The sequence below is a fragment of the Wolbachia endosymbiont (group A) of Yponomeuta plumbellus genome (genome assembly GCF_947251575.1).
Classification (GTDB): Bacteria; Pseudomonadota; Alphaproteobacteria; order Rickettsiales; family Anaplasmataceae; genus Wolbachia; species Wolbachia pipientis.
The window spans coordinates 607,555-633,382 of the sequence record NZ_OX366353.1 but is presented as its reverse complement, the minus strand read 5'-3'; the positions used below and the strand labels follow the sequence as shown (position 1 = coordinate 633,382).

Below are 25,828 nucleotides of genomic sequence, written 5' to 3'. Positions count from 1 at the left end.
TATTTGCATCAAGTACAACAATTGTGTATTATTGTCATGTAATGTTAAGAATAGACTATGGAGTATAAAGGTTTAGTTTCAATAGCTAAGCTTAAAGCATTCTCAATCGTAATTTCAAAGTTTTTCATCACATTAGTAATGTTAGTTAATAATTTAGGAGTTGTTTAAATGGAATTTGGTAATGTAAAATGGTTTAATGCCGAAAAAGGCTATGGTTTCATCAAGCCAGAAGGTAAAGGGGGTGACGTTTTTATACATATTAGCACATTGGAACGTTCGGGAATAAGACCTGAGGCACTTAAAGGAGAGAATAAAGAGAAGGGAATAAAAGGAGAAAGGGTGAGTTATGAGGTTAAAGAGGAGCGCGGTAGAAACGGAGAAGATAAAAAATCTGCAATAAATTTAAGATTGGAAGATTAATCTATTATGAAGTCTTTTAACAGGATTAACGTATTGTGAATAATTTTCATGAGATGGGTCTCCCAGCTTCGCTTAGACAAGCTCTAGATAAAAATAATCTTTTCGTCCCAACTCCGATTCAAATACAAGCGATTCCCTTAGCGCTACAAGGTAAAGATATTCTCGGATCTGCTCAAACGGGGACTGGAAAAACTTTAGCATTTGCTATTCCGTTGGTTGCTAAGTTGCTGAATGAGCCTAACACTGGTTCAGCTTTAGTCATCGTGCCAACCAGAGAGCTTGCGCATCAGGTAACAAATGAGATAAGAAAACTCTTATCTCAAAATTCTGCACTAAGGGTCGCTTTGTTGATTGGTGGTGAGCCTATTTTTAGGCAGCTAAATCAGCTTCAGAAAAAACCACAAATTGTAATAGGTACTCCTGGTCGTATTATAGACCATATTGAGCGTAAAACTTTGATTACTCGCAATGTTAGCGTTCTTGTGCTTGATGAAACGGATCGTATGTTTGATATGGGCTTTGGAGTTCAGATTGAAGAAATTATGAAGCATTTGCCTAAAATAAGGCAAACTCTTATGTTTTCTGCAACTCTTCCTGGAGATATAGTAAAACTTGCTGAGAAGTACCTTAATCGACCAGAACGTATTTCTGTTGATTGTGAGGTTACAACTTCTGTAAAAATTAAGCAAGAAATTGTTTATGCATCAGAATCAGAAAAATATGAAAAGCTTGTTACACAACTATGTCAGCGCGAAGGATCAATCATTATCTTTGTCAAAACAAAGCGAGGAGCGGATCAGCTAGCTAACAGATTGCACAAAGATGACTATAGCGCTTTAGCAATTCATGGTGATTTAAGGCAGCACAAGCGCGAAAGGGTCATTAATTCTTTTCGTCGTGGCCGTAATCAAATCATGGTTGCAACAGATGTTGCTTCTCGCGGCCTTGATATTCCCCACATTCAACATGTTATCAATTATGATGCACCACAATCGCAAGCTGACTATATTCATCGTATAGGTAGAACTGCACGCGCTGGAGCTGAAGGGTATGCGCTATCTTTTGTTACACCTCAAGATAAGAGAAGACTGCCTGTACTGGCAGACAAAGAAGGAGAGCTAAATTTTGATTGTAGTGTGCAATTTAAAAAACGTAACAGCAAAAAGGTCTTTAAAAGGCCAAGTACGTTAAAGACTAAATACGGTAGAAAAAAGATCAATGCATTTAAGAAGAAAAGCAGAGTACTAGAAAAAGCGTATTAAATAGGATTTACCTACAATTTGATAAGCGTAAAACTCGTCATTCCGCTACTCATTAGCGGAATCTATGCTGAGATATTGCGGTGCTATGACGTAGATCCAGAGTGGGATTCAAATTGGCTACAGCGAACTGCTGGATTTCAAATTTTTTAATAATTGTGTGCTATTCATTATATATGAGTTCCCACTTTTAAAGAGAATAGGAGATGATTTCCAAAAACTTAGAGGCAAGTTTGAATAGAGCACTATTCATTGCTTCTAATTTTAATCTTAAATATGCGAAAGTAGAACATTTATTGCTGGCGTTAACTAAAGACGTGGATGTAAATTACGTTTTATCAAGATGTAATATCAGAGCCGATGAAATCATCAGTATGGATAACATTCTATCAAGATGCAATATTAAGGCTAATGATTATAATAATAATATAAAAGGGTTTTTACAAAGCAGTTCTGAATTGATTATCAGTGGAGTTAAACCTAGCTCAATGTTTCAATGCATAATACACAGAGCAATAATACGGGCTCATAGCTTGGGAAAAAAAGAAATAAATGGAGCAAATGTTCTAGTAGAAATTTTGTCTAGGCAAGACTTATACGTTGAAAATCTATTGCAGAAACAAAATGCGAAAGATTCCAATTTGATTTACCATATATCTAATATGAAATACTTGAGCGATATAGATGAATACACCACCAATCATAAAGCAAAACTTGATAAAAATAATGACGCTCCTACTACAGTAAATAAAGGTGAGCTACTAAAAGATGAGGAAATTCTACAAAGTTATTGTAAAAATTTAAATGACTATGCAAGAAGCAAAAAAATAGATTATGTTATTGGTCGTGATTATGAGTTAAATCGCACTATAGAAATATTATTGAGGCGTAGAAAAAACAACCCTTTATATGTTGGAGACCCAGGTGTTGGCAAAACAACAATAGTTGAGGGTTTGGTACTCAAGATCATTGAAGGCAGTGTTCCAAGTGCGCTCAGGTCCAGTATAATTTATGCTTTGGATTTAGGATCACTCCTTGCAGGGACACGCTACAGAGGTGATTTTGAAGAGAGAATAAAATCTATAATAAAAGCAATTGAGGCAAAACCAGGTGCTATCCTTTTTATTGACGAAATACACACTATCATTGGAGCAGGTTCTACAAGTGGTAGCTTTCTTGATGCAGGTAACCTACTCAAACCTGCGCTTGCAAGAGGTACACTGCGTTGTATAGGTGCAACTACATATAGAGAATACAGCGCTAGTTTTGAAAAAGATAAAGCACTAGCGAGAAGGTTTCAAAAAATTAATGTTAAAGAATCTTCTGTTAATGAAACGATAAAGATACTAGATGGCATAAAGCACTACTATGAAGGGTATCATGGAGTATATTATACAAAGAATGCCATTAGGTCTGCGGCTGAACTTTCGCATAAGTATATTACTGGGCGAATATTACCTGATAAAGCGGTTGATGTTATTGATGAGGCAGGGGCATATTGTAAATTGCTAAGAAACAGGGGTAAAATTGTAAATAGTAGAGATATTAAGAATACCATTACTAGAATTACAAATGTGCCTTGTGGATCTGAATCTGATGATTTGCAGAAAGTAAAATCTTTAAAAGCTAATCTAGAGAAGGTGATTTTTGGCCAAGAGCAGGCAATAGAATCTCTTGTTAGTTCTATTAAAATTGCTAAATCTGGGTTGAGAAATTACAATAAGCCTTTAGCAAATTATCTTTTTGCAGGACCAACCGGTGTTGGTAAAACCGAGCTAGCAAAACAATTAGCAGAAAGCATGGGCATGAATCTTATACGCTTTGATATGTCCGAATATATTGAATCTCATACGATATCAAGGATGATTGGTTCTCCTCCTGGATATGTAGGTTATGATCAAGGTGGATTACTCACAGAGTCTGTATCTAACAATCAATATAGTGTTGTGCTGCTTGATGAAATTGAAAAGGCTCATAGCGATATCTATAATATATTGCTACAAATTATGGATTATGGCTGCGTTACAGACACTTACGGACGTAAAGTTAACTTTTCCAATATAATTTTAATTATGACAACTAATGCAGGAGCAGTTGAACGCAGCAAAAGTTTTGTTGGCTTTGGGCATAAAAATTTTAACATTGGTGATAGTGAAAAAGCGATAGAACAGGTTTTTAGCCCTGAATTTCGTAATCGTCTTGATGCGATTATTTCTTTTTCCGACTTAAGTACGGATGTGATTTTGCATATTGTGGATAAATTTGTCCTAGAACTGAAAAAGCAACTGACACAAAAAGGCATAAACTGCTTGGTAGAGGATGAAGTGAAATCTTATCTTGTACAAATGGGTTATAGTAAGGAAATGGGAGCACGTCCGATAGAGAGACTTATTGAAAAAGAGATAAAAAGTTACTTAGCGGAAGAAATACTGAATCGTAAATTAATAAAAGGAAAGAAATTAAGAATCTATATGAATAAAGTAGAAAATAAAATTGCTTTTGATATAGTTTAAAATCCTTGTATTGAACTTCATCTTTGTTACAATCTATAACTTAAATTCAATTTGAATTATAGTGATAAGTGATAAAGTAAAACAAGTCCTAAGCTACTACGAAAGTGAAAACCCTGGGGTAAAAGCAAATCTTACTCGTATTCTCATGCATGGAAAGCTTGGCGGTACTGGCAAGTTAGTGATTCTGCCAGTAGATCAAGGATTTGAGCATGGTCCAATTAAAAGTTTTGAAGTTAACCCTGATGCTTATGACCCACATTATCATTTTCAGCTTGCGGTTGATTCGGGAGTAAGTGCATATGCTGCTCCACTTGGTATGATTGAAGCTGGTGCTGCAACTTATGCTGGAATGCTCCCACTTATTTTGAAACTTAATAGTTCCAACTCTTTACATTCAAAGGATCTAACCTCTGATCAGGCAATAACCTCTTCTGTGAAAGATGCGCTGCGTTTGGGCTGCTTAGCTGTCGGATTTACTATATATCCTGGTTCTGCTAAGTGTTTCGATATGATGGAAGAAGCCCGTGGAATCATAGCTGAAGCCAAATCTTATGGGCTTGCAGTAGTGCTATGGTCTTATCCACGCGGTGAAGGAATTTCCAAAGAAGGTGAAACAGCGGTTGATGTTATTGCCTATGCTGCACACATGGCAGCTTTGCTTGGCGCTAATATAATAAAAGTAAAACTTCCAACTAAATATTTGGAAAGGGAGAAAATAGAAACAGAAAATATTGAATCATTACCTAAAAGAATTGAATATGTTAAAAGATCTTGTTTTGCAGGAAAAAGAATAGTAATTTTTTCTGGTGGCGAGTCGAAATCAGTGAATGACATATGCAATGAAGCGAAAGAAATTAAGCAGGGTGGTGGTAATGGTTCAATCATTGGACGTAACACTTTCCAACGCAAAAGGGAGGAAGCTTTATCTATGCTAAAAGATATAATGGATATCTACACATAAAAAACGGCTGGGTGGCAGAATGGCTTATGCAGAGGACTGCAAATCCTTTTATACCGGTTCAATTCCGGTCCCGGCCTCTTTCATTTTCTATATCTTGTAAAAGTTGCTCAATTCAACAGTAGCTTTAAGTGTGTAACCTATAGAGAAAATTATTCATAAGTAAAATCAATTTCTTTTCAAGTTATGGTTATACTCTTATAGCGTTTCATGGTAAAAAATAAACTAAAAATAAGCAAAGTGTTTTACAAAATGATATTACGTGATTTATTGTTTTTACTGCCGCCCGAAGTTGCTCACTCTTTGGCAATTATGGCATTAAAGAAAATACCTTATAAGAATCCTATAGAGCTACCAGAATCTTTGAGTGTGAATTTTTTTGGTAATAAGCTCAGAAGCCCCGTGGGTCTGGCTGCAGGTTTTGACAAGAATGCAGAAGTTATAAGGCCTATGCTTTCATTTGGTTTTGGATTTATTGAAACTGGTACTGTAACTCGTAATCCACAATATGGAAACAAAAAACCAAGAATTTTTCGGTTAATTAAAGATCAAGGGGTAATTAACAGATTGGGATTTAACAATAAAGGAATAGACTACTTTCTTAAACAAATAGATAAAACCAAGCTTGATGATTGCATTTTTGGCATCAACATAGGAAAAAACAGTACATCAAAGGACCAAATCAGCGATTATGTTGACTTAATAAAGATAGTATATGGAAAAAGCAATTATATAGTGCTGAACATCTCATCCCCAAACACGCCTAATTTACGCAATCTGCACAATAAGCAAGAATTATTGGAATTGTTGAAATCCGTAACTCTAACCCGGAAATCAATTGATAATTCTAAATCCATACCAATAATATTAAAAATCTCACCAGATATAGATCAGCAAACGAAAGAAAATATCGCTGAGCTTGCGTTGGAATATAAGATTGACGGATTAACAGTGAGCAACACTACGATCAGTCGGAATAACTTACATTCCCACCACAACGAGAGTGGTGGGTTGAGTGGCAAACCGCTGTTTAAACTTTCAACCGAGTTATTGAGCGATATGTACAAACTTACTAAGGGCAAAATATTGTTGGTAGGATGCGGAGGAATCTCAAGTGGTGCTGATGCATATAAAAAAATAAAGGCAGGAGCTTCTTTGGTGCAGTTGTACACTGCTCTCATATACCACGGACCTCAAGTTGTAAACAAAATTAATCTAGAACTTGCAGAACTAATAAGGAGAGATGGATTTAGTAACATTAGTGAGGTGGTGGGTTGTATACATTAAACATCTTCTCTGTCACCTAAGTAGCCGACACTGGAATAACATCGATGAATCATTATTCAAATAATGGTTATGCAAGAAGTCTATTAAACTGTATATTTTGGAAGTTGTTGGTATTATTTTAATAAAACAAAACTAATTCTTTGGTATAAAGGTGTGGTAGGAAGTGTTATTCTTTTAAATAATGGGTATGAAGAGTTTGAATGATGCAATATCTAAGATCATTGATTATAAATTTACAAATTATGCAATATTAGAAGAGGCACTAACTCACCCAAGCGTAAATAAAAGGAATAGCAAAAACCAGATTGTAAGCTACGAAAGACTAGAGTTTTTGGGCGATAGTGTTTTGAATATGGTTGTATCTGCCACACTGTTTAAACTATTTCCTGAAGAAAAAGAAGGAGCATTGGCAAAAAGAAAGACGGATTTAGTTTGTGGCAACACCATTGCTAATGTTGCTAAAGAAATAAAATTAGGCAGCTTTATCATCATGAATAATAGTGAACGCTGCAATGGAGGGAGATGTAACTTAAAAAATTTAGAAAACTCGCTTGAAGCACTAATAGGTGCAATTTATATTGATGGCGGGCTTGAAAATGTTGAAAAATTTATTATCCAATATTGGGAAAAGCTAGCTAAAGGCATGCTTGACCCCCCTCAAGATCCTAAAACCTCACTGCAAGAGTGGACTCAGAAAAACAAATTGCCTTTACCAGAGTATGAGCTTGTAAAACAAACTGGACCAGCGCACAATCCTGAATTTACTATATCAGTTTGCATAGAAGATTATGGTAAAGTTTCTGCATGCGCTTCTAGTAAAAAGATTGCTGAACAAAAAGCTGCTGAGTTGATGCTAGAAAAAATTGGAAAAGACGCTTCAGTTTAGGCAAAATAGGCATTAATGTAAATTTTAAGGAAGCTAATAGCGTTTAGGGTAAATGGTCAATTTAAGGAGAAGCATAGTATTATTCATAAAAAAGTTGATCTACCAAAAATCAAGCCTTATGTAGTGGAATATCAATGGCTGTTGTCGGAGATGCGGAAAAAAAGAAGTAGCAAGTTACCAAAAGGTGTTATGCCAGATACATTTGGTCCAAGAGTTGTTTTGTGAAGTTGACAGAGTCAAGGAGAATGAAAGTTTTAAAAAATAGCATATTTTTTAATTATAAAAATTTGATATTAACTGTTGTTGGTTGATTGAGTAAAAACCAGTGAATGGTCACGTTAAAACATATTTTTAAATTTCTGCCAAAATCCTGGTTTATTATCATCAACCTTTGTAAATGTTATATTTAAACTGTATTTCGGATCATTTGGCACGTCGTATTTTATGCTAAATGTTGAAACTTTATCGTTATTGTAAATATGTACATCATCATATGATAGCTTTGTTGTGTAACACTTTACATACTTTTGCTTATCATGCACTAAATCACCTGACTCCCTTTCTAGTTCCACAAATTTCGTTTTTTTCTGACATTCCTTCATTTTTATTAAATCCTTATCTAGTGATATTGAAACTGGCAACGTATTTCCAGCATATTCTTTAGCTAAAAGTTCACTTTGAGGATACATTTTTATTTCCCTGCCAAAATGTGAGTCTATGAAATTATTACTCCAAAATTTATCGCCAGAATGCACGTACTCATCAGTAGCATACGGCACCCCACCATAATTGCATTGAACTTTGTAATCTCCAACACCGTTGTTTTGAAAAAAATCATGAATAGCAGTGTAGCTACCGGCAGCATCATTTATATAATCCATTACTTTATTCCTTAAATTTTTAGTTCATTATATCATAATCATTATGCCAATCAATCAAAAAAGCTCTCCCTTGCTGTTTTTAAAACTGATTTTGAGCAAGCGCTCTCGATTAGTTGGGAGCGTATTTGTAAGATTGTGACATTCGTGCCTCCCAGTTTTTCACATACTGCTGAATCAATTCAGGATAATCTGTAATAATTAATAAATTTTCAGCATTTCCTTTTTTAGCTGTCTTACTAAGGTTAAATGACCCTGTGATGACTTTTTGATTGTCAACAATCATTATCTTATTATGAGCAATCTTTGGCTTATCATCGATCCAAATTGGTACTCCACCTGAAAATAATTCATTTATAACACTATATTTTGAGTAGAGTTGCGATTTATCTAAGATGACTTTAACATCAACACCGCGTTCTTTAGCATTAATCAAAGATTTTGCAACTGTTCCAAGAGTAAATGTATATTCTTGAACTAAGATAGATTTTTTAGACTGATCTATTACGTTGATTATCGGTACAGCACAATCTTCTCCAGGTGAAAAGCAAACCGTAGCTTTTGGGCAGGGCGAAAATATAAAACCCGCATAGTAATACAGAGAAAAACACATTAACAAGAATAAAAAGTGAAAAAGCCTCACAACAACCCACCCCCGGATATACGGCGATAGGCTACATTATAATTTAATCACCTGTCAATAGACTTCTTGCATAGTTTTTGGCAACAACCGTTAGAAACGAAAAAACTTACTTTACAAACTCCGCCAGCCCTCTTATCATAAAACTGAAGGTATTCAGTTATCTTCATCTGTGCAGATTAAACAGCAAGAAAACAACGTAGTTGGCGTCTTATTTTTAATTTTTTGCACTATGTGCACCTTATGTCTTCACAATATTTCTAGGTTTTTACCTACACAAGCTGAAACGCGCTTATAAGTCGTTTAAGACAGTATAGTACGCCAATTTGCAGGATTAGGGAGTGACAACTAGCTAACACGGGGTTTCTTTTGCCTTTTTTTCTGTTTAGTAAATTTCTTAAACATTTAAACTAAGGTGAGTTGCATTTAAAAGCAGCTAAATTGCAGTGTTTAAGACTTAAAAAACGCCAATGTTCTAAAATAGATATTAGCTGGGGCTTCTTTTGCCTTTTTTTTCGCTTGGTAAATTTCTTAATGTTTATAGCTAACATGAAGCTAAGTACGAACTTTGTTAAATACAACAAATGGTGTCATCCCAGTGCTCCTTTTTTTGTCATCCGAGTAGCTGACACTGGGATCTATTTTGCATGTAACTCCAATTGTGTTTTGGCATAAAACGCGACGCGTATTAGACTTATTTGCAAGCAAAGCTTGCTAGATCCAAGTAGTCAGGGCACTGGGATGACATCATAGGGACACTGGGATGACACCCTGACAATCGTCATCCCGCTACTTGTTAGCGGATGAGATACCGCGGCGGTATGACGGTTCGTGGCGGTATAATGAAGCTTGAAAGCGGATCACCTTTCACGACCCGTGTTTACTTCATTCACTTTAGGAGTATTAACAGGCGTTATTGCCGGGTTCTCAAGCTTTGTTGCCTGCTTCAAACCCTCGCTTACACTTTTGTCCTTTAAAATTTCATCAAGCTGCTTACTCTTTTGTTGCTCTTCGTTATTTGACGTATCTCTTTGAGCATCTTCTCTCATGTCATGAGTATTCTCCACACTCTTTTCATCCTCACCCAAAAGTTTTTCTAATATTTTCTTAACAAAGCGCTTCAGAAGACTCAAAAACCCTTCTTCTTTTTGATTTTCTTGTGGTTGAGGCGTGGTATCTTTTTTTGTCCGGCTCAGTGTTGAGCTTCTCTTTTACAGAACTCTTGCTCACTGAGGGACTAACGATGTGCTCTGATGGCTGTGTATCTGTTTGTACAGAAGCCTCAGAAGTCTTTTTTTGTCCACTCTGTTCAACACTTTTACCTTCTGTTGTAGTTTCTCTAAGAGTGTTAGCTGCTTCTTGAAATTTTTTGTCATTTTTTAATTCTGCAACTTTTTCACTTGTGAAGATGCCCTTCCCTTTATATTGTTGGTCAAGCTCAGCAATTCTTTCAAAATCTTGACGTGCTTTTTCATCTGCACGTCCTTCTTGACTTTCAAGTTTCTGATTCAATTCTGCAACGTTTTTCATTTTGTTCTCAAGCTCCTTACTTTTCACAGCTTTTAGAGCCTTTGTTCCTTTTGCGATATAATTAACCTTCTCTTCTAATGAAGTACCTTCTGGAAAAGCACCTGGAGAACGTTCAAAGACGTCTTTAAACTTTTTTTCAACACTTTCTTGAGATGTCTGGGCCATACCTATTACCTATTAAAACATATCATATAACCAGTATATTAGCTAATTATATAAAAAACAGTTAACATAACTTGTGGTAGAGCGTCCTATTTATATCTTTTTCATTAAAATGCTATTTATTTATTAACTTAAAATATATAACAATATAGAAATGAAAAACAGCCCATTAGCAGTAGTATTCGATTGGGATAATACCTTAGTTGACACTCAAGATAATATTTTTAACGCTATTAAGCATACCATAAACTCAATGGGGTATAGTAATAAAGCTGCTGATAGAAATTCCCATGAGTCGAGAAAGAGCTATATGGTCAATTTATTTGGCGATCAGTGGAAAAAAGCGAATCAGATATATCAACAATACTTAGATAATGCGCTATTACAAAACATTGCTCTGAATCAAGGAGTAGAGGAAATGTTGCAGACACTGAAAAGCCACAATGTTTATCTAGCAATAGTAAGTAATAAGAAAAATACTAATTTACGTGAAGAAGTTACCTATTTTAAACTGGATTCTTACTTTGAAAGAGTGGTTGGGTCATGCGATACCGCGGAAGATAAACCATCTGCAACCCCACTGCTATTTGCACTAGAAGAGAGTACGTTGCCTATAAATAGAGAAAATGTGTTTTTCGTTGGTGATAGCATCACAGATGTTCTGTGTGCACAAAATGCCAATTGTTTACCTATTATATACGGTCAATCAATAAGCGGTTATGAAGATTTGTTATGTTTTCAACATTTTGATAAACTTACAGATTTTGTAATAAAGTATTTAGAAGATAGGTAATGACAGAGATTGCCAGCATAAAAAGGCGCTTTTGCGCGTATTTAATAGATGTAGCAATTTTATTAATTCCAACTTTATTAATTATACTGCTATTAGAGGATTCTCCGTTGATCTTACATCTATCATACATGTGTGTAAATTGTAGTTACTTCACATATTTTATATCTTCAAAGGCCCAAGCAACTCCCGGCCAACAGTTACTGAATATATATACTATCAATTTAGATAATTCTAAAATAGACTTGAATTTAGCGTTTGACAGAAGCACTTCCCAGTTTTTTCTTCCTTTGTTAAACAGTGTAGCAGTTATCCTTACTGAATTTTTGCAAGATCAGGAAGTATTAGTGAATGTCTTGAGTGCATTGAAAGTAATGATAGTGCTGCTCACTCTCTGCTGGTATCTAGTTGCTTGTTTTTCTAAAAAGAAACAGACATACCACGACATGCTATTTAATACGGTTGTTATCAAAGGAACTATTAAATGAGTTGCTATAACTATCGTTATCATATAAATTATGCTGATGAATTGAACTAAGGGAAGATTATGAATGAAGAGATAGTAAAACATTTGAATAAATTATTGACCAATGAGCTGACTTCTGTACGCCAGTATCTTTTGCATTTTGCGATTCTCAAAAATAATGGAATTAATAGACTTGCAGAAAAGGTAAAAAATGAGCTTAACGAAGAACTTGAACATGCAAACAAGTTGGCAGAAAGAATTTTGTTATTTAAAGGAGTTCCAAATTTTCAGGATACAAACGAAATATCAAAGCATGATGGAAAGTTTACAAAAGACACAATACGGAAAATCTTAGAAGCTAATTTGAAATTAGAGGGAAAAGGTATTAAGGATATCAAAGAAACGATTTCTATCGCTGAGAAAGAAAAAGATTTTGTTAGTGTAATGTTATTAGAAGAGATGTTAAAAAATGAAGAAGAGCACTTCCATTGGATTGAGAAACAGATTGACCTTATTGAACTAATGGGTGTTGAAAACTATTTAAGAACACAAATATAGAGTGTTAAAAAAAATAGTATTTATTTTAATTGTACCTTGCTTGCTCCTTTTTTTATTAGGATTATGGCAAGTATTCAGATTGAACTGGAAGAATAATATTATCAAAAATATGAGTCTTCCAGTTGTTCATCTATTGCCCAATAACGACCTTGAAAAATTTAACTATAGGCATGTCAAGATCGATGGGATTCTAAGTGACATAGAACTATATGTTTTTGCAGGGCAATATGGATATTATGTGTTATCTCCTATGCTACTTACTACTGGAAATTATATGCTAGTGAACAAAGGAATAGTTAAAGAAAAAAAAGAGGAAAGAGCAAAAATTGAAAAAGTAGCTGCAGGTGGAGTTTTATATTGCAATAGCAGTAAAAGCAAAAATTGGTTTATCAAGAACGATACTACTTCGAATACATGGTTTACCCTGAGTACAGAAGAAATTTCCAATGAGTTAGGTATTAAGCTAGAGAAGTGTATATTGTGGCCGAACAATTTTGGCAGCAAAGTAGCTATACAGCCAATGAAGCATTTGGAATATGCAATCACTTGGTTTGCACTTTCCTTAATTTGGTTGATTATGTGCGTAATTTACTATAGGCAAAACCTCAATAAAGCTTGAAGCTTTCTGTACATAAAATTAGAGAAGTAGTTATTCATCTTTATCACTACCAAGGTCTTTTAACATACTGTAATTGCCTTTTCTGAATCTACTTTTTAAAGACATAACTCCACTTTCGCTAATACCACTAAGGCTCAGTGCAGCTCCACCTAGCTGCAATCCTATCTCAGATGTTTCAGGAATAATTTTACTAGCTCCTAGATCTCTATAAACCTCCACATTACTCAGATCTGGTAAGCGTATTACAATATTTACATGCGGAAAATTTGCTGCAACTAAAGAAACAACTTTTTTTATAGTAACTTCATTCTTTATTGAAATAACGAGAGCTTGAGCTCTTTCTATTCCTACCGATTTTAAAATTTCACATCTTGTAACATCTCCAAGATATATAGGAAAACTATCACTTTTTCCTTCTTTGACTATTTTCGATTGAATATCTACAACAACGTAACTTAAATGCTCTGCCGTAAGCATTTTTGTTACCATATATCCCACTCTACCAAATCCAGCAACTATCACATGGTTATAAAGATCTTGTGTATCTGTTTCAACAGCTTCATCATCTAATATTGTTTTCTCAGTGCTAAATGAGTTTGCTATCCAATCTCCAAGCCCTGATAAAAGAGGAGTGAAAGCCATGGTTACTGTAGTTACCATCATAAGTACTTGAGCGATTTCACTTGGTAGCACATTTAGCTCATCTGCTAAGCGAAATAAAATAAACGCAAATTCACCGCCTTGTGAAAGCAGTAACCCAGCTTGTATAGCAGGTGCACTCTTAAACCCAAAAAATCTACACAATATATATATAATAGATGTTTTTAAAACGATAAGGATAATCGATAATAAAGTAATTAGTGGTAACTTATTGAGTAAAAGTTCGGTATTGATGGACATACCAACAGTCATGAAAAATAAGCCAAGAAACAAATCTTTAAATGGCAATACTGCGTGTTCTACTGAGTGTCTATATTCTGTTTCTGCAACTAACAATCCAGCAACAAATGCACCTAATGCTAACGATAAATGGAATTGCTCAGTAATAAATGCTGCTCCTAATACTATTAAAAGCGTTGTTGATATAAAGATCTCATTACTTTCCATTTTAGCAATAACCGAAAATAAAGGTCTAAGCAATAATCTACCAGTTATAAATATCAGCACTAATGCAATAGCTGCTTGCACCAATGAACCTGCCAATGAGCTTATCAGGCTGTGCTCAGAATTGCCAGTAAGTAAAGGTACCAATACTATTAATGGTACCACTGCAAAATCTTGCATTAATAGCACTGCTATCGACAATCTACCAACCTGACTTGCTTGAGAACCTTTTTCTTGCAGAACCTGCAACACTATTGCTGTTGAGGATAGCGCAAGCCCACCACCAATAACTGTTGCTATATTCGTATTCACTCCGAAAGCAAGAGCGATGCACCATATTGCTACCATGGTAACTATAACTTGAAGAGAACCGAACCCAAATACATGAATACGCATAGCGATCAGGCGTTCAAATGTCAATTCAAGGCCTATAATGAATAATAGAAAAACTACACCAAATTCTGCAAGATTATCCATTGCTTCAGCTGAGTGTATCAGATTAAATCCGTGAGAACCAATAACTGCACCTGCAACGAAGTAACCAAGCACTGGACTAATATTCATTTTCCAAAATGCTATGACTATAAACACAGCAGCAGAAAGCAAAATTATAATATCAAACAAATGCTGAGAGCCACTGTGCATGATATTTAACCTGTAGAATTAGACCATTTAATTGAGCAGCCAATACTTGATTTTTGGTCAATTGGAGAATTACCAGTTTCTGCAATAAATTTCATAGCTTGAAATAAGTCACTACTTCCTACTTCATAGCTTTGAACCTTTTCTTTTTTTGCGTTGTTAAAACGTCCACGATAGCAAAGGTTTAAATTGGAATTAAAGCCGAAAAAGTCAGGAGTGCAAACAGCCCCGTATTCTTTAGCTATTTTCTGTGTACTATCAATTAAATATGGAAATGTAAACTTATTTTCCTTGGCAAAATTAATCATATTTTCAAAGGAATCTTCTGGATATTCATTTACATCATTTGGCATTATTGCAATGGTGTTTACCTGATAATCTTTTTTCAATTGATCAACATCGCTTACCAGATTACTAATAATTGACTGAACGTAAGGACAGTGATTGCATATAAACATTACAATAAGACCATTTTTTCCACAACAGTCACTTAATGTATAGTATTTATTGTCTACTCCCAAAAGATTAAAATCTTTTGCAGTAAAACTAAAATCGACTTTAGGAGTATTCAGAGCAACCATAGACTATTATTATACCACATGTAATTTACGGTCTTATTATTTAAATGTCAAACGGTTTCTATGTATACTGTTTGCATATTCTTTTTTAGTATTATAATTATAAAACTTATGTTCATAACTTTCGAAGGAATAGACGGCTCTGGTAAAACAACACAATCTAAGCTACTTGCAAATCATTTTAAGCAAATTCACGGCGAAAATAATGTGGTATTGACTCGAGAACCAGGTGGCACTAACTTTGCAGAAAAGATAAGAGGAGTGTTGTTAACGAATAATATTGATCCTATTTCTGAACTCTTGCTACTTATTTCGATGAGGCGCGAACATATGAAAAAATTAATATTACCAGCTCTTGCAGAAGGAAAAATAGTGATTTGTGATCGGTTTATTGATTCAACTATTGCATACCAAGGATATGGGCTTAGTGTTGATTTAGGGCTAATAAGGGACTTACATAAGTTAGTAGAAATTAAATGTCCAGATATTACATTTATTCTAGATATTGATGTTAAAGTTGGGTTAAATAGAGCAAAAGACAAGAATAAATATGAAGAAATGGATGTTAATTTTTACAATAAGGTCAGAAAAGGATTTCAGGAAATAGCCATAAAAGAGCCCGTTAGGTGCAGTGTTATCACTGGAATTGAAACAAAAAATGATAATCACGTACACAATGAAATTATTGATAAAATCACCTAGCTTGTGATAGAAAATTATCAATTTCAGGTAACATTATTTCATATGAATAACTTTTTGTTTGAGTAGCTAAAAAACCTGTATTTTGTCTGGATCTTCTTCACTTATCATCTTATATGCCCTTGCGAGGTTCATTAATTCACTTCTATTTTTTTTATTGCTTACTTCAGTAATAGTAAAAAATTGATCAAAATGGTCTAAGAGGTCTTTATTTTTTATTGAAGACACAATATTGTCAATTTCTTTCACATATAATGCAAGTTTGTGTGCTTTACTACGATCTTCAAAACAAAGATTAACAAGCACGTTACGAAACCTATCTTTCGTAGTACTTCTCACTTCTGCTAATAAGGACTTAATATTTTCTTGGCAATGCACTCTCTTTACCGATTCAGCCGGTTCAACCATAACAAGAACATTCTTTACCAAAGATTTTTCTTCACAACTAAATATGAACATGTAATAACCCATCGATAAAGTGAAGAGCAAGAACATAGCCGGAAGTAAAAACGGAGCTAATACATTTTGTGACGCAGGGAAAATAAACCAGGTAACAGTTGCTATTGACACAGTTACAAATAATCCTGATAAACATAATTGTGCTTTTCTTCTATAATTCTGATCAATAACTGTACTTACACCAATAGAAGCTATATCAATCATTACTCACACCTCATTAAACATTAATACTAACTGAATGATAGCATTATTGTGATGAAAATGCAATATTATGAATATTTTAATACAATTTATATTGACAGTTACAATTCTGAATGTTTTATTGCAGCGTTAGCTGATTAGCATTTTTAAGATGAGGTCAACTCTCATAGAGAGAGGATTTTTTTATTTTCTCATTCTTCTCTCTAACAATTTTTTTTCCATTTAATATGTCCTTTATTTCATCTCCTGTTAAAGTTTCAAACTCCAGTAGATTTTCGGCAATGAGATCTAAGCCTTTCTTATGCTTGGTCAAAATGTCTTTTGCTTTTTCATAGCAAGAAGATACAACTTTCTTCACTTCTTCATCTATAAGTTTTAACGTATCTTCAGAAATTATCTCAGAACCATGTATGGTTTGTTCGCGATTGTGATAGATCGGGCCTATTTTGTCACTCATTCCCCATTTTGTTACCATAGCGCGTGATAAATCAGATGCTTGTTTTATATCCGAAGATGCACCGCTTGTGACTTTATCGTAGCCAAAAATTAGCTCTTCTGCCACTCTTCCACCCATTGCAACAGTTATATCTGCTAGCATCTTTTCTCTTGTGAGGGACACTCTATCTGTTTCTGGTAGTCTCATAACTAAACCGAGTGCCCTACCGCGTGGAATAATTGTTGCCTTGTGTATAGGATCAGAAGCAGGCATATTAACAGCAATCATCGCATGACCAGCTTCATGGTATGCAGTCAGTCTCTTTTCCTCTTCTGTCATAATGAGAGATCGCCTTTCTACGCCCATCATCACTTTATCACGTGCATATTCGAAATCATCCATGGTAACAATCTTCTTGTTTCTTCTTGCAGCGATAAGTGCAGATTCATTCACCAAATTTGCTAGATCAGCCCCTGAAAAACCTGGTGTTCCTCTTGCAACTGTTTTCACGTTTACATCTGGTGCTATTGATATTTTCTTTATATGAGTATTTAATATCTTTTCACGCCCATTTATATCGGGTAAAGAAATAGTAATCTGTCGGTCAAAACGACCAGGTCTAAGCAGTGCTGGATCTAAGACATCCGGACGGTTAGTCGCAGCAATTATTATTACACCTTCATTAGACTCAAAGCCATCCATCTCAACTAATAACTGATTTAATGTTTGTTCTCTTTCATCATTGCCGCCACCAAGACCAATGCCACGATGTCTACCCACCGCATCTATTTCATCTATAAAAATTATACAAGGAGCATTTTTCTTGCCTTGATCAAACATATCACGAACACGACTTGCACCAACACCCACAAACATTTCAACAAAATCAGATCCAGAAATACTAAAGAATGGCACATTAGCTTCTCCTGCAATTGCACGAGCAAGTAAAGTTTTACCAGTTCCAGGAGAGCCAATCAAAAGGCACCCTTTTGGTATTTTTCCACCTAATATTTGAAATTTTTGCCTTTGTTTAAGAAAATCAACGATCTCTACTAGCTCTTCTTTTGCTTCATCAATTCCGGCAACATCATCAAATGTTACTTTTTTTCCACTAGTCATGAGTCTAGCCCTTGACTTGCCAAAGCTTATAGTTCTGTTGCCCCCCGCTTGTGTTTGTTTAAGAAAGAATAGCAAGAAGCCAATAAAGATAAATGTTGGGACCCATGAGATAAGTAATCCACCAATTACGTTCATGGCAGAATCTCCAGTTGAAAAGGAGAATCTCACTTTTCTATCATGTAAATTTTTTATTAGGTCGCTATATATGACACCGCTTGAATTGAAACTTGAACCGTCCCTGAACTTGCCTTCAATGCTCTGGTTTTTTATGACAATATTTTCTACATCATTGTCTTCTAGTCTAGTTAAAAATTCCGAAAAAGGTATAATTGTTTTACTTTTACCTACATTTCCGCTGAACTGAATATAAGCAACTGAAATAAGAACAATAATTACTAACCAGATCAATAAGCCTTCTAAAAATTTTTTCATTTCTATTTCTAACTAAATACTAATCAAGCTTACCAAATTTTGTTTTATCGTGCTATTAATAATGCATTGAACCTTATCGTCATTGGTATTTTTTCCGTTATAATTTACATCAGGATAAGCAAGCACCTTTCCATCTTTTAGCACTACAGGCAAAGAATAGAAAACTTCAGGGCAGCAGTTGTAATCCTTCAGAAATTCAGGAACTTTTTGTGTTTTTTTTAATGGAGCGATGATAACTGAACACTCTTGATTTCCGAGTATTGTGCAGCTAAATCTGTTATCCCATTGAGTAGGTTCATTTAAAGGTAGGTTTAAGGTAATTTCTTGTATCTTTGACGATTCTCTAATTATCAAGATATTTTCTCCATGTTTTCTTATTTTACACCCAGAAAGTGTACAATTAACATTACTATCCTTTTGCAATATTTTATTAAATATTACGATAAGGCTGTTGTACCTTGGTTTATAATGTTTACTGGCAATTGCCATTATGGAGTAAAGAAGAAGCCTCAAGGCTATTTCCTCTGGCAATTGATAAAACTCACTTAGTTTAATTTCAATATAACCAAGATCATGCACATTAACGCAGTCATTAAACGCAAGGCGTGTGTAGTGCATCAACGCTTTTGCAGCTCTTTTCATATGAAGGGCTGTGAGGCATATTCGCTCTGTTAAAATCTCTTGATTATCACTTGCTTTAAGTAAGTTACGGTATAAAGTTCGCCTGTATTTTAAGTCATAGTTGCTTCTATCTTCGATCCATTTTAACCGATGAAGCTTAGCGTACTTTTCTATTTCACTACGACTAAAATTTAACAATGGCCTAAATATATAAATACCATTTAGGAAAGACTTGTAGTCCATTGATGATAATCCATCTACGCCACTACCTCGCTCTAATCTTAACAAGAACGTTTCTGCTTGATCATCTTTGTGATGAGCAACAAGTAAATATTTAACATTATTATTTTTACACCACTCTGCTAGTAACTTATACCGTGCTTTTCGTGCCTGTAACTGAATATTGCCTTTAATATTTTGCTTCTCCCAATTTAATATGAACGATTCCTTTGCTCCAAGTTCCTTTGCATAACTTACAACAAAATCAGCTTCTTTTTGAGACTCTGAACGTAACCCATGATTTACTGTTAATGCTATAGGAAGTGGAAGCTTGTTTTTTTTTGCCCAGTTATTCATTAAGTGCAGTAAGATTATACTATCTACACCACCTGATACTGCAACTGCAACTTGATTATTATAGAAAGCAAAACTATTAACCACATTTTGAAATAATAACTCTAATTCCATTATGCCTCTTGATGGCCAGATAGTCTCTACGTCATACAGCGACTTATTTGTGGTATATATAGATCCCGCTAACAAGCAACGAAATATGACAAGTTTGTCCTTTTTTGTCTACCCCAGTGCCCTTTCTTTATGTCATCCCAGTGCTTGACACTGGGATCCAGGTTTTAATGCAAGAAACTATTTCTTTATTCCAGAAAATGAAAATTCCACTCTACGATTTTTAGCATGCTCTTTTTCATATTTAGAATTTCTAGAATCATCTTTTACATTAACCAAAGGCTCAGTTTCACCTTTAGAAGCAGTTTTTATTCTGTTTTCTATGTAGGGTGTACAACTAACCATAAATTTTTTAGCTGCATCTGCCCTTCTAGCGCCTAGCGCAAGATTATATTCATGAGAACCACGGTTGTCAGTGTGACCAGTTAAAGTAACCTTCGCGTCAGGGTTATCTTGTAACACCTCCATTACGTCAAGTAATGCATCTGCACTTACTTCAGCAATACTAGATTCATCATAACCAAAGAAAACTCTTTTATCACCTATCTGCTTAACAACAGAATTTATTTTATTTGTTGTATTTGCTCCTTTTTTTGGGCAAGAACTTACACCAGTAAGTAATAAACAAAAACAGCACATTATAACCAGTCTACTCCACATTACTAAACCTCCATAAATTTTAAATAGTGCGTAACTTTAATTTCAGTAGCTAATATCTCTCCATATTGTAATATAGTCAAGAGAAATAAAATACTAAATACTTTTTCTACAACCTTACAATTAATTTTCCTATAATATGCTGGACTCTGAGTAGAAAAATCCAATAAAAGAATAAAAAGTACAATTTTTTATTGTACTTTAAGCAAATATACTTTTAACTTTATTATTAATCTATCACGATGTTAAACAGATGTTTTCTAAAATAATGAACAAATATGAAATCTTATAAGTTTTTAGAGGAAGTATTATATAGGGTAAAGAATATCGAAAATACGCTAAAAGTACTAAACCAAAGCCAATTGAATGCAGAGGACAAAGTTGAACAAATGAGTCTTCTAGAAGAAATCAGACATGAAATTATCTCTCATGACGTAATAAAGGAATCATTAGCAGATGCTCTTGACAACAAAAAGAGTGCAGATGCTTGGCAGCTAAAGTTAATAGAGAGAATACATAAGAGCAACAGTGCTGTTCCTATTGATTTAGTAAAATCTTTGTCCAAAGCTAAAGTTGAATGCCAAAGTTTATGGAGGCTAAACAATTCTGAAGCCAGTAACTTGGAAAAACTAAAAGAACGTTTTACTGATTTAATCACACTCATTCGCGAAGTAGCTTCTATAAAATCGCAGCAATTAAAATGCTCAAAATACGACTCACTGCTTGCTGACTATGACTCTGATATCACAGAAAAGAATATAAGGGAAGTATTCCCCAAGGTAGGCAAATTCTTTAGTGGAAATGTAGATAAAATAATTGAAAAGCAGAAAAAGGATAAGGTTACTAATATACAAAAAGTTGCTACTCAGAAGCAGATTGAACTTGGCTCGTCATGTTTACAGCAAATGGGTGTCGCACTGCATGAGGTTCGTACTTCTTATTACTACCCTATAGATTATGATGAATCTGACTTTTGTTATGGTTTATTTTCTCTTTTACGGCATAGTGGTTATGCAATTTATCAAAAATGTTTAGCGCAAAATTCTATAAGTAGCCCAATTACGAGACATGTTATGTATGAAACTCAAGGGTTATTCATGGAAAGGATGATTGGAACATCCAGAGAATTTATTGAGTTCATTCAACCACACATAAAAGAGAAATTTGCTATAAAAGGCAAAACTAACGAGAAAGTTAGCAGTGTTGAAAATTTGTACTTGATTTTCAATGAAATAAACCTTTCTTCTTTTTTAAAAAATGCAGATGAATTTAGTCTGTTAGCTCATATTATGTTGAGAACTAGGTTAGAACAAGATATAATAAATGGTACATTGGAAGTCAAAGACCTGCATGATGCGTGGCTGGAAGGTATGAAGCACTATAAAATTCCAGTAAAAGCTGAAAATGAGCTAAACACTTATTTTCAAGATGAATATTGGGCAAGCGGTGTTATGGGCTACTTTCCTATAAAAATTATTGCTTTAATTGCTGCTGTGCAGATTTTCTCTTGCGTTAAAAAGAATCATTACGAATCATTAAGTGCTATAATAAAAGGAGATTTTAGTTTACTTATCAGTTGGTTATCTCAAAATATATACAGTGCAAAGTGTGGCCTGGAACTGCTAAAAAAAGTAACAGGTAAGGGTTTAGACGTTGAGTGCTGCATTAGCTACTTATCTGGAAAGTATAATTTGTCTTAATAAATGATTTTCTTGAGTTGCGTATGAATTTTGTTCGAAAATTAACCGAAAAGTTTTGTAGTCTTTTCACTTTCAAAGGTTTATTTGCTAGCGATATTGCTATAGATCTTGGCACTGCAAACACTTTAGTTTATCAGAAAAATCAGGGAATAGTGCTTGATGAGCCTTCAGTTGTAGCAAGAATAAAAGAAAAAGGAAGCTACGTTCCTTATGCTTTTGGTAAAAAAGCTAAAATGATGCTTGGAAAAACGCCTGGAGAAATAGAGGCGATAAGGCCCTTAAAAGATGGAGTCATTGCTGATTTTAAAAGTGCGGAAGAAATGCTAAAATATTTCATACGCAGTGCAAACACAAAATTCACTGTTAATAAACCTAATATTATCATATGCGTTCCATCTGGATCCACGCCAGTTGAAAGGCGTGCTATACAAGATGCAGCAGAAAGTGCTGGTGCAAATGAAGTATTTTTAATTGAAGAACCAATGGCTGCAGCAATCGGAGCTGGGCTCCCGGTTACTGAACCTGAGGGTTCTATGATCGTTGATATAGGAGGCGGTACAACTGAAGTTGCAATTATTTCTTTAGGTGGAATTGTTTATTCACGTTCTGCCAGAGTAGGTGGCGATATTATGGATGAAGCAATAAAATCATATATTCGTGAAAATCATAAATTATTAATCGGTGAAACAACCGCTGAGAAAATTAAGAAAAGCATAGGTTCAGCCAATTTGCCAGGTGAAAATAACAAAGAGGGAATGATAATTAAAGGCAGGGATTTAGTGAGTGGCATGCCAAAAGAAATGCTTTTATCAGAATACCAAGTTGCAGAGAGTTTAATAGAGCCTGTACATCAGATAATTTCTGCTATTAGGACTGCACTGGAGAGCACTCCACCTGAACTTTCTTCTGATATAGTCGATAAAGGAATAATTTTATCCGGTGGCGGCGGATTATTGCGTAACTTGGGCAAAGTTATCAGTGAAACAACAAAACTACCAGTTCGTGTTGCAGATGACCCACTTTGTTGTGTTGCTCTGGGTAGCGGAAAAGTGCTTGAAAACATGGATTATTTTGGCCATGTTTTATTTAAGCAGGATTAAATTATTTTTAAAGGTAGTTCATCGAATTTTATAGCAAATTTTACCTCAAGCATAAAGATGTCATCCAAGTAGCCAACACTGGGATCCAGAAAAATTGACTATAAACAAGTATGCTGTTTCGATGAAATTGTGTAATAGAAACTAGATTCCAGTGTCAGCTACTTGCATGACACCAAGTTTGTGTTTATAAATTAAGGCGATTATGCTAAAAGAATTTGAAATTGAACCTCTGCTAAAAGATAAAGCTCCGCACCAGACCAAGGCTGTTGTTGCAATGTCCGGGGGAGTTGATAGCTCCGTTGCTGCAGCACTGCTATATAACTTTGGGTACCAGGTGATAGGTGTAACTCTTCAACTCTATGGCACCGATGGTGCAAGAAAGGGCGCATGCTGCGCTGGACAAGATATTTATGACGCTAAGCGTGTGGCTGAAAGTGTTGGCTTTCCTCACTATATTTTAAACTATGAGGAAATATTCAAAAAGGAAGTAATAGAGGATTTTGCGAGTACCTATATGCGTGGGGAAACTCCCATACCATGCGTGAGATGTAACCAAACGGTAAAATTTCGTGATCTATTGCAAGTTACAAAAAATCTTGGTGCGGATGTGCTCGTAACAGGACATTACGTGAGAAGGTTAGAAAAAAATGGTGAGGTAAAGTTGTGTAGAAGCATTGATAAAAGTAAAGATCAAAGTTATTTTTTGTTTGCTACAACTCAAGAGCAATTGAAGCTTTTGCGATTTCCACTAGGTGGGTTCTATAAAAGTGATATAAGAAAATTAGCAAAGTATTTTGGCTTACAAATTTCTGAAAAGCCGGACAGTCAAGATATATGCTTTGTTTCCGAAAGCTATAGTAAAACAATAGCTAAATTAGCTCCACAATCTGTACAGAAAGGTAAAATAGTGGATGTTAATGGAAAAGTGCTAGGCGAGCACAGTGGCATAGTAAATTTTACAGTGGGGCAAAGAAAGGGCTTGGGTATCGCACACAATGAACCTCTTTATGTGATAAAAATTAATACAGAAAATAATGAGGTTATAGTAGGTCCGATCAACGTATTAATGCAAAAAAAAATATTGATCAAGGAGTTAAATTGGTTAGAACAACCAAAGGAAGGTATGGAAGTAACTGTGAAGCTGAGATCATCACATGCGGGAAGTTTAGCAACAATACATTCAACTGACGAAAAAAATAAAGCCTGTGTCATTTTAAACGACGATTACTTTGGCATCAGTCCAGGTCAAGCCTGTGTAGCGTATAAAGATGAGCAAGTTATCGGCGGTGGATGGATATGCTCTTAACTAAAAGCTTTAATGCAGAGTGTAAACATACAATAGACTTCTTGCATAACCATATAACATTGGGAATAGAAACAAAAAACTTACTTGACACCCTTCGCCAGCCCCCTTATCATGAAACTGAAGCTATTTATTTATCTTCGCAATCTCTGCAGTGGATTAATGATAAAAAACTTAATGTATTTGGCGTAAATCATGCTGAATTTTTGCACTATGTGCACCTCATGTCTTTATAAAACTTCTAGGTTTCTACCTATATAAGCTGAAATACGCTATTTAAAACATTAAAAAACGCCAACTTAAAAAATAGATAGTGAATAACTAGCTACCCTAGGGTTTCTTTTGCCTTTTTTTCTGTTTAGTAAATTTCTTAATGTTTATAATTTAGATTAGTTGCGGCTTAAAAGCAACTGAATCGCGGTTATTAAACGTTTAGAATAAAAAAAACGCCATACTTGAAAGTATAATGTAAGTAATTAGCCAACCACGGGGCTTCTTTTGCCTTTTTTTTATTTGGTAAATTTCTTAATATTTATAGCTAAACGAAAACCGTCATCTCGCTGCTTGTTAGCGGCTAAGAGATACCGCGAATGAATCGCGGTATGACGGTATGCGGCGGCGTGACGATAAGCCTTGTCATTCCAGCGCGTGACGCTGGAATCTAAACTTTAACTGATATGATTACAGAAAGAGAATTTATTAGGTATTCATAGACACTGAAAGTGGTCAGCTTGACCACTTTCAAGTAAAGAAAACTACGTTTGTGCCTCCAATAATTTCTATTACTTATCCGCTACTGCACCGTCTTTACAAATCACACCTCCTGGTGTTATTTTTGAAACGACTACAGGAGCGCCAAAAAACACAGCAGTGAACGCACCGAGTGCAAAAAGCGCTGGCCATGGCATTCTGCCGAATATCGCAAGCAAAGCTGCACCAATTATCACTATTGTGATCATCGGTCCGCCTATGCCGTGAGTATAGCCTATTATCTTGCATATCACCGATGATGTTGTATCACTTGTATCAACAAAAGTATTTGCAGTATTTGCATCAAATGCAAAGGAGAGAATTAAAGCCACAAGTAGAAGAAAATTTTTCATTACGCCTCCGATAATTTCTATTTA

General features: G+C 34.9%; 26 protein-coding genes and 1 tRNA gene. 16 read left to right on the top strand and 11 right to left on the bottom strand.

Annotated features, from left to right (window positions below):
- Positions 1-168: 168 nt before the first annotated feature.
- The 7 genes from OPR39_RS03210 (at position 169) to rnc (ending at position 7,323) form a co-directional block, all read left to right on the top strand.
- Positions 169-420 (top strand): cold-shock protein, encoded by a 252-nt coding sequence (locus OPR39_RS03210; RefSeq protein ID WP_038199602.1) that lies wholly within the window; start codon positions 169-171, stop codon positions 418-420.
- Between the two features lie 35 nt (positions 421-455).
- The gene (locus OPR39_RS03205; RefSeq protein WP_015589458.1) at positions 456-1,682 is read left to right on the top strand and encodes a DEAD/DEAH box helicase; all 1,227 of its coding nucleotides are present in this window, start codon (positions 456-458) and stop codon (positions 1,680-1,682) included.
- Positions 1,683-1,885: 203 nt separating this feature from the next.
- Positions 1,886-4,192: an AAA family ATPase gene (locus tag OPR39_RS03200; protein ID WP_265039060.1), complete on the top strand. Its 2,307-nt coding sequence runs from the start codon at positions 1,886-1,888 to the stop codon at positions 4,190-4,192.
- 64 nt (positions 4,193-4,256) lie between these two features.
- Entirely contained in the window at positions 4,257-5,153 is an 897-nt protein-coding gene (locus OPR39_RS03195; protein ID WP_041573616.1) for a class I fructose-bisphosphate aldolase, read from the top strand.
- A gap of 5 nt (positions 5,154-5,158) precedes the next feature.
- Positions 5,159-5,230 (top strand) — tRNA-Cys (locus OPR39_RS03190).
- 130 nt (positions 5,231-5,360) lie between these two features.
- Positions 5,361-6,437, top strand: coding sequence for a quinone-dependent dihydroorotate dehydrogenase (locus OPR39_RS03185; protein WP_015589461.1), 1,077 nt, complete (start codon positions 5,361-5,363; stop codon positions 6,435-6,437).
- 187 nt (positions 6,438-6,624) lie between these two features.
- The gene (rnc, locus tag OPR39_RS03180; protein ID WP_006279914.1) at positions 6,625-7,323 is read left to right on the top strand and encodes a ribonuclease III; all 699 of its coding nucleotides are present in this window, start codon (positions 6,625-6,627) and stop codon (positions 7,321-7,323) included.
- Positions 7,324-7,661: 338 nt separating this feature from the next.
- Here rnc and OPR39_RS03170 read toward each other — a convergent pair whose 3' ends face one another.
- The 4 genes from OPR39_RS03170 to OPR39_RS03155 form a co-directional block, all read right to left on the bottom strand.
- The gene (locus OPR39_RS03170) at positions 7,662-8,204 is read right to left on the bottom strand and encodes a hypothetical protein (protein ID WP_265039058.1); all 543 of its coding nucleotides are present in this window, start codon (positions 8,202-8,204) and stop codon (positions 7,662-7,664) included.
- A gap of 109 nt (positions 8,205-8,313) precedes the next feature.
- Positions 8,314-8,844, bottom strand: coding sequence for a phospholipase D family nuclease (locus OPR39_RS03165; RefSeq protein WP_015589462.1), 531 nt, complete (start codon positions 8,842-8,844; stop codon positions 8,314-8,316).
- Between the two features lie 857 nt (positions 8,845-9,701).
- Entirely contained in the window at positions 9,702-9,974 is a 273-nt protein-coding gene (locus OPR39_RS03160) for a hypothetical protein (protein WP_265039057.1), read from the bottom strand.
- Positions 9,949-10,536, bottom strand: coding sequence for a hypothetical protein (locus OPR39_RS03155; RefSeq protein WP_265039054.1), 588 nt, complete (start codon positions 10,534-10,536; stop codon positions 9,949-9,951). The genes OPR39_RS03160 and OPR39_RS03155 overlap by 26 nt, the downstream gene beginning before the upstream one ends.
- A 151-nt stretch (positions 10,537-10,687) precedes the next feature.
- Between OPR39_RS03155 and OPR39_RS03150 the strand changes: the two genes are divergently transcribed.
- The 4 genes from OPR39_RS03150 to OPR39_RS03135 are packed head-to-tail and all read left to right on the top strand — an operon-like array spanning position 10,688 to position 12,966.
- Positions 10,688-11,326, top strand: a complete 639-nt coding sequence (locus OPR39_RS03150) for an HAD family hydrolase (protein ID WP_015589464.1) — start codon at positions 10,688-10,690, stop codon at positions 11,324-11,326.
- Positions 11,326-11,811 (top strand): RDD family protein, encoded by a 486-nt coding sequence (locus OPR39_RS03145; RefSeq protein WP_015589465.1) that lies wholly within the window; start codon positions 11,326-11,328, stop codon positions 11,809-11,811. Before OPR39_RS03150 ends, OPR39_RS03145 begins: the two co-directional genes overlap by 1 nt.
- Before the next feature lie 59 nt (positions 11,812-11,870).
- Complete coding sequence (bfr, locus tag OPR39_RS03140; protein ID WP_007549093.1) at positions 11,871-12,347, top strand: bacterioferritin; 477 nt, start codon at positions 11,871-11,873, stop codon at positions 12,345-12,347.
- A 1-nt stretch (position 12,348) separates the two neighbouring features.
- Complete coding sequence (locus OPR39_RS03135; RefSeq protein ID WP_265039052.1) at positions 12,349-12,966, top strand: SURF1 family protein; 618 nt, start codon at positions 12,349-12,351, stop codon at positions 12,964-12,966.
- Between the two features lie 30 nt (positions 12,967-12,996).
- Here OPR39_RS03135 and OPR39_RS03130 read toward each other — a convergent pair whose 3' ends face one another.
- Together OPR39_RS03130 and OPR39_RS03125 are read right to left on the bottom strand one after the other, a co-directional pair.
- The gene (locus tag OPR39_RS03130) at positions 12,997-14,715 is read right to left on the bottom strand and encodes a monovalent cation:proton antiporter-2 (CPA2) family protein (RefSeq protein ID WP_141456699.1); all 1,719 of its coding nucleotides are present in this window, start codon (positions 14,713-14,715) and stop codon (positions 12,997-12,999) included.
- A gap of 5 nt (positions 14,716-14,720) precedes the next feature.
- A complete protein-coding gene (locus OPR39_RS03125; protein ID WP_015589468.1) occupies positions 14,721-15,293 on the bottom strand; it encodes a thioredoxin family protein in 573 nt (190 codons plus the stop codon).
- Between the two features lie 108 nt (positions 15,294-15,401).
- Between OPR39_RS03125 and tmk the strand changes: the two genes are divergently transcribed.
- Positions 15,402-15,992 (top strand): dTMP kinase, encoded by a 591-nt coding sequence (gene tmk / locus OPR39_RS03120; RefSeq protein ID WP_015589469.1) that lies wholly within the window; start codon positions 15,402-15,404, stop codon positions 15,990-15,992.
- Positions 15,993-16,058: 66 nt separating this feature from the next.
- Here tmk and OPR39_RS03115 read toward each other — a convergent pair whose 3' ends face one another.
- From OPR39_RS03115 to OPR39_RS03100, 4 genes are all read right to left on the bottom strand, one after another.
- The gene (locus OPR39_RS03115) at positions 16,059-16,652 is read right to left on the bottom strand and encodes a hypothetical protein (RefSeq protein WP_265039050.1); all 594 of its coding nucleotides are present in this window, start codon (positions 16,650-16,652) and stop codon (positions 16,059-16,061) included.
- A gap of 154 nt (positions 16,653-16,806) precedes the next feature.
- A complete protein-coding gene (gene ftsH / locus OPR39_RS03110) occupies positions 16,807-18,636 on the bottom strand; it encodes an ATP-dependent zinc metalloprotease FtsH (RefSeq protein WP_265039048.1) in 1,830 nt (609 codons plus the stop codon).
- A 12-nt stretch (positions 18,637-18,648) separates the two neighbouring features.
- On the bottom strand, positions 18,649-19,944 hold the full coding sequence (gene tilS, locus OPR39_RS03105) for a tRNA lysidine(34) synthetase TilS (RefSeq protein ID WP_015589470.1): 1,296 nt from the start codon (positions 19,942-19,944) through the stop codon (positions 18,649-18,651).
- A gap of 177 nt (positions 19,945-20,121) precedes the next feature.
- Positions 20,122-20,601: an OmpA family protein gene (locus OPR39_RS03100; protein WP_010081889.1), complete on the bottom strand. Its 480-nt coding sequence runs from the start codon at positions 20,599-20,601 to the stop codon at positions 20,122-20,124.
- Between the two features lie 275 nt (positions 20,602-20,876).
- Here OPR39_RS03100 and OPR39_RS03095 point away from each other — a divergent pair, with 275 nt between their 5' ends.
- From OPR39_RS03095 to OPR39_RS03080, 4 genes are all read left to right on the top strand, one after another.
- A complete protein-coding gene (locus OPR39_RS03095) occupies positions 20,877-22,298 on the top strand; it encodes a gluzincin family metallopeptidase (RefSeq protein ID WP_015589471.1) in 1,422 nt (473 codons plus the stop codon).
- A 23-nt stretch (positions 22,299-22,321) separates the two neighbouring features.
- On the top strand, positions 22,322-23,398 hold the full coding sequence (locus tag OPR39_RS03090) for a rod shape-determining protein (protein ID WP_141456703.1): 1,077 nt from the start codon (positions 22,322-22,324) through the stop codon (positions 23,396-23,398).
- 202 nt (positions 23,399-23,600) lie between these two features.
- Positions 23,601-24,704, top strand: coding sequence for a tRNA 2-thiouridine(34) synthase MnmA (gene mnmA, locus OPR39_RS03085; RefSeq protein ID WP_015589473.1), 1,104 nt, complete (start codon positions 23,601-23,603; stop codon positions 24,702-24,704).
- The gene (locus OPR39_RS03080) at positions 24,695-24,937 is read left to right on the top strand and encodes a hypothetical protein (protein ID WP_265039045.1); all 243 of its coding nucleotides are present in this window, start codon (positions 24,695-24,697) and stop codon (positions 24,935-24,937) included. The genes mnmA and OPR39_RS03080 overlap by 10 nt, the downstream gene beginning before the upstream one ends.
- Before the next feature lie 546 nt (positions 24,938-25,483).
- Here the strand turns inward: OPR39_RS03080 and OPR39_RS03075 are convergent.
- The gene (locus tag OPR39_RS03075; RefSeq protein WP_265039043.1) at positions 25,484-25,804 is read right to left on the bottom strand and encodes a TrbC/VirB2 family protein; all 321 of its coding nucleotides are present in this window, start codon (positions 25,802-25,804) and stop codon (positions 25,484-25,486) included.
- Between the last annotated feature and the right edge of the window lie 24 nt (positions 25,805-25,828).